Origin of the sequence: Sphingobium indicum BiD32, assembly GCF_000382885.1 — a bacterium.
Classification (GTDB): Bacteria; Pseudomonadota; Alphaproteobacteria; order Sphingomonadales; family Sphingomonadaceae; genus Sphingobium; species Sphingobium japonicum_C.
In genome coordinates, this window is the sequence record NZ_CAVK010000201.1 from 1 (window position 1) to 9,715 (window position 9,715).

The window sequence follows — 9,715 nt, forward strand, 5'->3', positions numbered from 1 at the left end:
GGGACGCGCCTATGCGCTGCTGCTGGCGGCGCGGGGCGCAAAGGTGATCGTCAACGATCCGGGCGTGTCGATGCAGGGGGAGGGGACTGACGCCGCGCCCGCGCAGGCGCTGGTCGATGAAATCCGCGCCGCCGGGGGCGATGCCCTCGCCTCGACCGACAGCGTCGCAACGCCACAGGGGGGGCAGGCGATCATCGACGCTGCCATGAACCATTATGGCCGCATCGACATCCTCATCCACAATGCGGGCATCGTGCGGCGCGGGTCGCTCAATGATCTGAGCTATGCCGATTTCGAGACGGTGCTGGACGTGCATATGCGCGGTGCCTTCCACGTCGTGCGCGCCGCCTTCCCGCACATGACCGCCGCCAATTATGGCCGCATTGTCCTGACCGGCTCGATCAACGGCCTTTATGGCAATGCCGGCGTGGTCAACTATTCGATGGCCAAGGCCGCGATGACCGGCCTGTCCAATGTCGCCGCGATCGAGGGGGCGGCGCATGGTATCAAGAGCAACATCATCCTGCCCGGCGCAGTCACCCGCATGGCCGATGGCCTGGACACCAGCGCCTATCCGCCGATGGACCCGGATCTGGTCGCCCCCACGGTCGGCTATCTGGCGCATGAAGATTGCGCGGTGTCGGGCGAAATGCTGATCGCCATGGCCGGTCGCGTCGCGCGCGCTTATACCATGGAAACGAAGGGCACGTTCCGCCCCGACTGGACCATCGAGCAGGTCGCCGCTAACCTCGATACCATCCGCGCCACCGACGACGCGCTCCATTTTCCGCCAGTGCCGGACGGCCATATGGACCATCTGCGCTATTGTTTCGCGATGGCGCGGGCGGGGTAAAATCATCCTCCCCTTACAGGGGAGGAATGTTCAAGCCCTGCACGCAATCCCGAACCGCTCCGTATAATCCCTGAAATGCGCGTGAACACCCGCACGATCCAGCCCGTAATCGGCCAGGTCATAGCTGTGCTTGCCATGCTTGCCCTGCGGATTGGCGTCCAGCATCGCCTGCATCGCGGTCTCGGCTTCCACCGTCAATTCCGTGTCGAACCGGGCATAAAGCCGCTTCATCTCGCCGATCGGATCGCGCAGCTGCGCGTCATATGGGATGTCGTGGATCGAATCCGCGCCATGCTTCTCCCGATAGGCCATCATCCGCTCGATCATCAGGTCGAAGGTGCGCAGTTGTGACTTGCCCACCTCGACCGGATCGACATCGTCGCTGAACATCTTGCGCACCTGATAGACCAGGCTGCACGCCGACGCGACGACATCGGCCGGATCGCGATGGGTCATCACCAACTGCGCATCGGGATAGATGGTGGTCAGGTCGTTCAGGAACAAAGGATGCCACGGATTTTTGAGCGTCCACTGCCCGCCCTCATTCTCCTGCAACAACTGGAAAAGCCGCTTCTGGTAGCGGAAGGCCGGCAGATAGCTCGTGCTGAACAACCACTTCTGATAGCTCGGAATATGCAGAACCGAGTCATAATATTGCGCGCAGAAGGACGGTGCCATGGAGAATTGGCACTCGGTCGGGCTGTCGGCATCCTCATGGTGCATCGCCGAAATATGCGGCGCATATTTGAGCATCATGTCGAGCCGCGCCTGTTCAGCAACATAGCGCGGATCGCTGCTCAGCGCCCCCTTGGCGGCCGGCGGCACGCTGTTGAACGCTTCCCAGCGCAGGAAGCAACGCCGCGCCGGATCGGCGTTCAGCAGGTTGATCGTCAGCGTCGTGCCGGTGCGCGGCAGGCCGAATACGAACAGCGGCTTTTCGACCGGCGCGTCCAGCAGCGCGGGATGCTGCGCCAGATAATGTTCGACCTGCAAGCGGTTCGCCAGCGTGGCGGTAATCTGCTGCGCCCAGCGACCTTGCGCAGCCGCCGTCAGCTTGGCTTCCCGGTTGATCGCGTCGATCAGGACATGCAGCCCCTCCAACATCGCGTCATCGCCTAGATCGGTGAGGCCCGTCTGTTCGCGCGCGGCGGCGATCAGCGCATCGGCGTCCAGCCCTGCGGTGGTGGTGGTCATCATCCTTCTCCCTCTTGTGCATGGCTGGCGAGGCGCTTGTCCGTCTCGGCGATCTCCGCCTTCAGCCACATGGTTTCCGACAGGTTCGTGCTGCCGCTCGCGGCCAGCAATTGCTCCAGCGCCGATTTACGCACGCTCAATCCCGCCTCATGATCGGGCACAACGCCCAGCGCGATGTCAATCAGATGCAGCGCCTCCAACGGTCGCCCCGCCGCCGCATGCACATGGGCGCGGCCTACGATCGCGCCCGCGCCGCCCGCCAGTTGGACCAGATCGCCATTCACCGCCGAACGCGGCACGCCATAAAGCGCAGTCGTGCCATCGGCATAATGGAACCAGCCGCCATTTTCTTCCCAGATGGCGCGCACGACCCAGCTGGTCTTGCCATGAAATTCCCCGATCCTGAGGTCGGCAGGCAGCGCGATTTCGCGCATCAGATCCTGCACGCTCCGGCCCGCATTCATCCCTGCGATCGTCTCTCGCTCCAGATAGCTGACCGCCGCGTGCATCGTGTCGAGGTCCGCGCGGATCATCTCCGCCCCCCGGATCGGATCGCCATGGCCGGTAATCACCATTTCCGCGCCCAATGCCCGGACCTGCTCGACCGATCGCAGCCAGGCGCGCACCAGCCGGGGCTTGTCGCCGCGCATCGTCACCAGATTGGGCATCGCCCGCCAGACGGGGCCAAACAGATTGCCGGTAAAGACGATCTTTTCATCCGGCATCCACACGAACACCGAATCCAGGCTCTCGCCGCCCGGCGTCTTGACCACCTTGAACGCGCGACCCCCTTGCGTGAAGGCAAGGCTGGTGGCGATCTCCACGTCCGGCACGATCAGCGGCGGCTTGGGTGGCGGCCCGTCGCGCCGGGTCATCGACGCCCACAGCTTGCCCGACCGGCGACCGAGAAATTCGCCAAGTCGCTCGAAATACTCCACCGTCTCGCCAAAGCCCGCCCCGACAATGACCTGCGTGTCCGTCTCCTTCTGGTCGGGTAGCGCGCCATAATGGTCGGCATGGGCCTGGGTCACGACGATCCGCCGCAGCGGTCCGCTACGATGCGGCGCAAACAGTCCCTTGTTGCGCGCACCATTGCCCAGAAAGCCGGTGTTGATCATCAGGTCGCCGTTGCTGGTCGTCACCAGATAGGCGTTGGAAATATCCTTCACCATGAAGATGCCGTCGCCGATACGTTCGGCATCCGTCTGGCCCTGACCCGCCATCACCAAAGCGCCTAAAGGCGTCTGCGGCTTGTCGGTCATGCCGCGCCGTCCACAAATTCGATCATGACCTTGGCCGATTGCGGCCGCGCGGCGATGTCCAAGCCCTCGATCACCCGGTCGAACGGCAATCTGTGGCTGATGAGTGCCGCAATCTTGTCGCGCAAACGCGGCATTGCGGCGATCACGTCGGGCATTTCAGTGGGATAACCGACCGCCGTGGTGATCGTCATTTCGGTGGTCAGCATCGGCCCGGCGGGCAGTTCGATGGGTTTCAGATAGGCGGCGGTGATGACATGGCGCGCATGGGTCTTGGCCAGCGTCACCACATCATGCAGGATCGACGGCGCACCCGCCGCGTCGATATAGGCGTCGGTCAGCGATTTCTCCCGTCCGAACACCATGACCGTGCCGTGGATCGCCTTGATCCGCGCGATCGCATCCTCGCTCGCCGGATTGATTGTCTGCGCGCCCAATGCCCGCGCCCGCTCCAGCCGCTCCTCGGCCAGATCGAGCGCGATCACGTCGCAGCCGCGATCCACCGCCCAGAGGATCATGCCCAGCCCGATCGGCCCGCAACCAAAGATCACGATCTTGTCGCCCGCCTTCGCCTGCGCCCGGTTGACCCCGTGCATCGCGACCGACAGCGGCTCGCACATTGCCGCGACATCATAGGGGATGCCGTCGGGAATGGGCAGCAGACTGTCGCCCAGCCGCGCGTCGCGGACCAGCAATTCCTCGGTAAACGCCCCCTCCGGCCCGCCGCTGCCGATATAGCTGGGCGTCATCATCGGGTTGATGATGACGCTTTGCCCCACCGAAACGCCGGCCACCTCGTCACCCACGAACATCAGCTCGCCTGCACCCTCATGGCCCAGCGCGGTCCGCTTGCCAGGCGTCGGGATGCCGCCATTCTTGATGTAGCTGAGGTCACTGCCGCAAATGCCGCAGGCCTTCATTTTCACGACCACATCCTTCGGCCCTGCTTCGGGCCGCTCATAGGGGTCGAGACGAACGTCATTGACGTTATGGATGGCGAGCAGGCGCATGGGGGCGGCTCCGATCAGAAGGCGTAAGGGGGATAGATCAGGCTGCCACCGTCGATCACGATCGTATCGCCGCTATGGAAGCGCGACGCATCGGAGCAGAGATAGGCGCCGATCCCCTCAAAATCCTCGATGGCGCCGGGCCGATGGATTGGTGTCTTGGCGGAAAAATGCGCGTCCACCGCCGCCATGCGCGCCTTCATTTCCTCGCTCATCTGGCCGTCACCGCCAATGCCGGTTTTGACGTATCCGGGCGCGATGCTGTTGGCGCGGATTGCATATTTGCCCAGTTCCGCCGCCATGCCACGCACAGCTGCACCCATGCCGCCCTTGGACGCTGCATAATTGTTGATGCCCGGCATGCCGTGGAACATCGACAGGCTGCCGCAATAGACCAGGCTCCCGCCCGGCTCGCCAGCCTCGGCGCGCGCGACCATTGCCCTGGCCCCTTCGCGCAGGGTGAAGAAGGCGCCATGCAGGTTCACCGCCATCAGGTCATGCCATTCCGCCGAATCGAGCGTCAGTACCGACCGGCTGCGCGACGCGCGGCCCGAATTGGCGAACACGCAATCGACTCGCCCGAAATCGGCCAGCAATTGCGCATAGCCCGCAATGATCGCCTCTTCCGACGCCACATCGACCTGATAGGTTTCCACACGGCCCGCGCCCGCTGCCAGCAGATCCGCTTTCGCCGCCTCATTCTTTTCCGCATTGCGCGCCCAGATGGCGATCTTGCCGCCCATCTTCGCCACGCCGCGCGCAAAGCCTAGGCCGATGCCGCCATTGCCGCCGGTCACCAGCGTCACCTTGTCCGAACAGTCGAAAAGACCCGCCACTTGTCGCTCTCCTATGAAATATCGCCGCCCGCTGGCGGTCATTCTGCTGGGGCGATTGTCGATCAGCGCGGCGTGACCCGCAATTGACCTGACTATAGCTATCGGGTCATAATCCACCGATAGGGCCAAGACCAAACACAGGGCGGGAGAAGTGATGCCACCAGCTGAAACTTATGCCCAATCCATGTTCGAGGCGGAACTGATCGTCCCTTCCGCGCAGGTGCGGATCATGCGGCTGCGCCTGGAACAGCCGACCGACCGGCTGTTCCGCCGCGCCGACCATTATTGGCTCGACCTGTGCCTCACACCCCGTCCGGAAATGGCGCGCGGCTGCTATCGCGAACGCTGGGGACCGCATCGCTATGAACCGCTGGGCGAAATCTTCCTCGTCCCGCCGGGCGAAGCGATCCATGTCCGCAGCGAATCGGGCGGGCGGCAGGCATCGATCGTGTGCGAAATCCCCGCCGCCGCGATTGACCGCTGGCTCGACGACGACGGCATCGAATGGACCGACCGGCGGCTCGCGGCTGGCCTCGACATCGCCCATCCGCATATGCGCGCCTGCCTGTTCCGTTTGGCCGAAGAAGTTCGCCATCCCGGCGCTGGCGGCGCGATCCTGGCCGAACTCATCGCCCAGCAACTGGCGATCGAAGTGGCGCGCTATTGCCAGGCGATTGCCGAAGGGCCGATCAGCGGCGGCCTCGCCTCATGGCGCTTGCGCCGCATCGACGAACGGCTGCACCAGCCCGGCCCGCCCCCCGCGCTGGAGGAGCTGGCGACCCTGTGCAACATGTCCCCGCGCCAGTTGACTCGCGGCTTTCGCGCCTCGCGCGGCCATTCGATCGGCGACCATATCGCCCAGACCCGCATCGACATGGCCAAACGCCATCTGGGGACCAGCGAAAGCATCAAGGAAATCGCTTTTGCGCTGGGCTTTGCATCCCCCTCCAGCTTCGCCTTCGCCTTCCGCCGCGCCACCGGCTCCACCCCGCGCCAGTTCCGCCAACGTCGCTTGTCGCCTATGGCCTGATGAAGTCACTATGTCTGGATAACGACATAAACCTGTCTTGGAAAAACAGCGCAACATTGTCCAACTCGCTGTCGGGATAATCACAATCATCGATCAGGAGAGGGCAGGACGATGATCGTCGGACGCCATTATCAAAACGCCTATGTGACCCGCAATGTCGACAAGGCCGTGGCACAGTTCAGGGAGCGCGCCGACGTCCGCACCCTTCTGGAAACGCAAGTCTCGGTCAATCTGTGGACCCCGCAGGGCGAAGGCATAGGTGTCCAGAAACTCGCCTTCGTCTGGGTCGGCGACATGCAGTTTGAACTGATCCAGCCGATAGAAGGCGACGTCCTGTCGCTCTATCGCGATGCTCTGCCCGCCGATGACAGTCTGAAATTCCACCATGTCTGCCATCTGGTGGACGACTGGGACGCTTTCATGGCGCGAATCGACCAGCAGCCTTTTCCCGTCGTGCTGAAAGGCGGCACAGCGGGGATGCTGGAGTTTCTCTATCTCGATACCCGCGAATGGCTTGGCCACTATATCGAATATGTATGGATGGTCCCGGATCGCTGGGCCGCAATGGGAGGACGCACCGCATGATCGGCATGGCCCGCTTCGGCACAAGCGATCTTGATCGCGCCAAGAGCTTCTACGACGCAATCGCCGCCCTGCTGGGCGCGGTCCGCGCCTTCGATCGGCCCGACGTCGTTGCCTATAAATCCGGCGATGGTGGCATGTTGCTGATCGGCAAGCCCTTTGCTGGCGAAGCATCGCCCGGCAATGGCAATCAGGTCGGCATCCCGGCAGTCAGCCGGGCCGTGGTGGACGCCGTCCACGCCAAAGCGATTGCGCTTGGCGGCCAGTGCGAGGGAAAGCCCGGTATCCGCGGCGATGATCCCAACGGCTTCTACGGAGCCTACTTCCGCGACCTCGACGGCAACAAGCTGGTCATATTCCGTTTCGGCCCGCCTGATCAGGCGATAGCCTAAGGATCGCAAATCGCGGTGGAATCGCGACGGCGATATATAGACACCCCTGTTCATTAGCGACTCCGCAAACCGGCTTTATCGGGCATAACCACGCTCACAAAAGCACAACGACGATCGCGCCCAGCCGGACATCATGATTCGACGCGGCGCTTATTTGGGGAGGACATTTCTATGAAGCGCATGACAGCCTATTATCTGATGGGTGCCAGCATGGCGGCCTTGACCCTGCCGACGCAGGTAATGGCGCAGGAAGCGCCGCAGGACTCCTCGTTCGATGCGCCCACGATCATCGTGCAGGCCCGCCGCCGCGAAGAAGATGTGCAGGACGTCCCGGCCGTCATCAACGCGGTGACCGCTCAGTCGATCGCCAACCTCAATTTCCGCGAATTCGCTGAAGTCAAATCGCTCGCGCCGGGTCTGGAACTGACCACCAACGCCAATGGCATCGGTGGCAATGCGCGGCTGCGCGGCGTCAATTTCGATGCCAATGCCAGCGGCAACAACGGCACGGTCGAATTCTATTTCAACGATGCGCCTATTTCGCCGGGTGTCATCCTCCAGCAGATGTACGACATCGGCCAGATCGAAGTGCAGCGCGGCCCACAGGGCACGTTGCGTGGTCGCGCATCGCCCTCCGGCTCGATCACCATCACCACGCGCAAGCCCGATCTCAACCAGTTTGGCGGCTATGCCGACTGGACCGGCAACGACATCGGCACGCTCAACTTCAAGGGCGCGCTCAACGTGCCCATCATCGAAGGCATTGCGGGTATCCGCGTGTCGGGCGTGTGGGACGAAAATGAAGCCGATCGCGTCCGCCCATTGGTGCGCACCGCCGGCGCGCCAGACCCCCATTCGCGGACCAAGAGCTACCGCGTCGTTGGCCTGATCGAACCGGCCGACTGGATCAAGCTGGAAGGCACCTATCAATATATGGACCGCGACGCGCGGACCTATGATCAGGCGATTTCCTTCAGCGAAGCCAATCCTGCCGCCGCTGCCAGCCCGGTGCTGATCACGGCCAAGGATCGCCTGTCGATCCAGGAACAGCCGCGGATCATCAACCAGCGGTTCGACATCTATAACTGGCGCGCGGAACTGGCGCAGTGGGGCCAGCGGCTGATCTATCAGGGTCAGTATAGCAAGCAGCAATTCTATTCGACCGACAATGTCGATGATGGCAATTTCTTCATCGGTCGTGACGTCAATCAGACGACCAGCAGCGTGGCAAAGGGCACGTCGCATGAAATCCGCCTTCAGAACGAGGAGCGTGTCGCAGGCATTTTTGACTATGTTGTCGGCTTCTTCGACAGCAAGCTCAACCCGCCCACGGCCCTGACATCGCCGACGATCGTTCGCTTGCCGGCGGCTTTTGGAGGTGCGATCGCTTCGATTGTCACCACCAATGTGTCACGCACGGGCCGGGCGCACGAACAGTCCATTTTCGGCAATCTGACCGCGCATGTCGGGGAAAGCACGGAAGTGTCCGGCGGTCTGCGCCAGATCAAATATAGCTCGCGCAATTTCCTGGGGGTCAATGGCAACACGATCGCCGCCGATGCCCAGGATCTCAAGAAGCTGATTTACAATGCGTCGGTGAAGCATAATTTCTCCCCCGATTTCCTGGTCTATGCCGCGACTGGCAGCTCGATGCGGCCTGGCATCAACGTTGTCGGCGATTTCAATATCGCAAAATCGGCACTGGAAAACAGCTTCCTCAACTTGCCGCCGGAAACATCGAAATCCTATGAAATTGGTTTCAAGAGCACGTTGATGGGTGGCCGGGCGCGTTTCAACGTGACCGCCTATCACCAGACGTTCAAGAATTTCCCGTATCGCGTGCCCAACAACGGCGTCTACTATGTGAACACCGTCGCCATCCGCGATGCAACCGGTGCGGTCACCGGCACGGCGCAGCAGGTCAGCTCCTTCAACTTCGTCGGCGCGGTACCGGTGGAAGTGAACGGCATCGAAAGCGAACTCAACGTCGATGTGGCCCGCGGCTTCAATGTCGGCCTGACCGCCAGCTATTCGCTGGGCAAGATCAAGGGCGGCAACATCCCGTGCAATGATCTGAATGCCGATGGCATCCCCGATGCGGTTGGTGCCGCTCCATCGTTGGCGGAGTTGCAGGCGGCGGTCGGCGCAAACAACCTGTCGACCTGTGCCGTATCGCAGCGTTCGTCCTTCATGCCGCCCTTCACCGCGACCTTGCAGAGTGAATATCATACTGCCCTGTCGGGCAAGGTCGATGGGTTCGTGCGTGGGCTGGTCAACTATAATGGCAAGTCCCTGAGTGACCCGGGCAATAATTTCGACGATGTCGGTGCCTATGCCCTTGCCAACCTCTATGCCGGTATCCGTTCGCCCGATGGCGGCTGGGAAATAGCGTTCTTCGCCAAGAACCTGTTTGATACGACCAAGGTGCTGACGCGCACGACCCCGCTGTTCACAGGGTATCAGCAGCTGGGTTTTGCCGGTCAGTTCGCAAATGGCCGGCCGGTCTTTACCGGGCCGACGGCCGGCACGTTCAACAGCACCTACACCGCTGTCTCTTATACA

General features: G+C 62.3%; 9 protein-coding genes. 5 read left to right on the plus strand and 4 right to left on the minus strand.

Going from position 1 to position 9,715, the window contains the following annotated elements:
- The coding region (locus EBBID32_RS18880; protein ID WP_037491868.1) for an SDR family NAD(P)-dependent oxidoreductase at positions 1 to 853 on the plus strand (853 nt) is incomplete at its 5' end.
- A 30-nt stretch (positions 854 to 883) separates the two neighbouring features.
- On the opposite strand, the gene EBBID32_RS18885 is transcribed toward EBBID32_RS18880, so the two are convergent.
- Genes EBBID32_RS18885 through EBBID32_RS18900 form a run of 4 tightly spaced genes read right to left on the minus strand, consistent with a single transcriptional unit; the run spans position 884 to position 5,149 of the window.
- Positions 884 to 2,047 (minus strand): sulfotransferase family protein, encoded by a 1,164-nt coding sequence (locus EBBID32_RS18885; RefSeq protein ID WP_037491872.1) that lies wholly within the window; start codon positions 2,045 to 2,047, stop codon positions 884 to 886.
- Complete coding sequence (locus EBBID32_RS18890; protein WP_006963815.1) at positions 2,047 to 3,309, minus strand: MBL fold metallo-hydrolase; 1,263 nt, start codon at positions 3,307 to 3,309, stop codon at positions 2,047 to 2,049. Before EBBID32_RS18890 ends, EBBID32_RS18885 begins: the two co-directional genes overlap by 1 nt.
- Positions 3,306 to 4,316, minus strand: a complete 1,011-nt coding sequence (locus tag EBBID32_RS18895; RefSeq protein ID WP_006963816.1) for a zinc-dependent alcohol dehydrogenase — start codon at positions 4,314 to 4,316, stop codon at positions 3,306 to 3,308. Before EBBID32_RS18895 ends, EBBID32_RS18890 begins: the two co-directional genes overlap by 4 nt.
- A gap of 14 nt (positions 4,317 to 4,330) precedes the next feature.
- Complete coding sequence (locus tag EBBID32_RS18900; protein ID WP_006963818.1) at positions 4,331 to 5,149, minus strand: SDR family NAD(P)-dependent oxidoreductase; 819 nt, start codon at positions 5,147 to 5,149, stop codon at positions 4,331 to 4,333.
- A gap of 154 nt (positions 5,150 to 5,303) precedes the next feature.
- On the opposite strand from EBBID32_RS18900, the gene EBBID32_RS18905 reads away from it, so the two are divergent.
- From EBBID32_RS18905 to EBBID32_RS18920, 4 genes are all read left to right on the plus strand, one after another.
- Positions 5,304 to 6,179, plus strand: coding sequence for a helix-turn-helix transcriptional regulator (locus EBBID32_RS18905; RefSeq protein ID WP_006963820.1), 876 nt, complete (start codon positions 5,304 to 5,306; stop codon positions 6,177 to 6,179).
- 111 nt (positions 6,180 to 6,290) lie between these two features.
- Positions 6,291 to 6,764 carry a VOC family protein gene (locus EBBID32_RS18910; protein ID WP_006963822.1) on the plus strand — a complete coding sequence of 158 codons (474 nt, stop codon included), beginning with the start codon at positions 6,291 to 6,293 and terminating at the stop codon, positions 6,762 to 6,764.
- Complete coding sequence (locus tag EBBID32_RS18915; RefSeq protein WP_006963824.1) at positions 6,761 to 7,153, plus strand: VOC family protein; 393 nt, start codon at positions 6,761 to 6,763, stop codon at positions 7,151 to 7,153. Before EBBID32_RS18910 ends, EBBID32_RS18915 begins: the two co-directional genes overlap by 4 nt.
- A gap of 171 nt (positions 7,154 to 7,324) precedes the next feature.
- Positions 7,325 to 9,715 (plus strand): TonB-dependent receptor (locus EBBID32_RS18920; RefSeq protein WP_037491870.1); only part of this gene is annotated, 2,391 nt, incomplete at its 3' end.

What these genes read in the sequence shown, in the direction of transcription:
- EBBID32_RS18885 (WP_037491872.1), bottom strand. Translation starts at nt 2,047, where the DNA reads ATGACCACCACCACCGCAGGGCTGGACGCCGATGCGCTGATCGCCGCC.
- EBBID32_RS18890 (WP_006963815.1), bottom strand. Translation starts at nt 3,309, where the DNA reads ATGACCGACAAGCCGCAGACGCCTTTAGGCGCTTTGGTGATGGCGGGT.
- EBBID32_RS18895 (WP_006963816.1), bottom strand. Translation starts at nt 4,316, where the DNA reads ATGCGCCTGCTCGCCATCCATAACGTCAATGACGTTCGTCTCGACCCC.
- EBBID32_RS18905 (WP_006963820.1), top strand. Translation starts at nt 5,304, where the DNA reads ATGCCACCAGCTGAAACTTATGCCCAATCCATGTTCGAGGCGGAACTG.
- EBBID32_RS18910 (WP_006963822.1), top strand. Translation starts at nt 6,291, where the DNA reads ATGATCGTCGGACGCCATTATCAAAACGCCTATGTGACCCGCAATGTC.
- EBBID32_RS18915 (WP_006963824.1), top strand. Translation starts at nt 6,761, where the DNA reads ATGATCGGCATGGCCCGCTTCGGCACAAGCGATCTTGATCGCGCCAAG.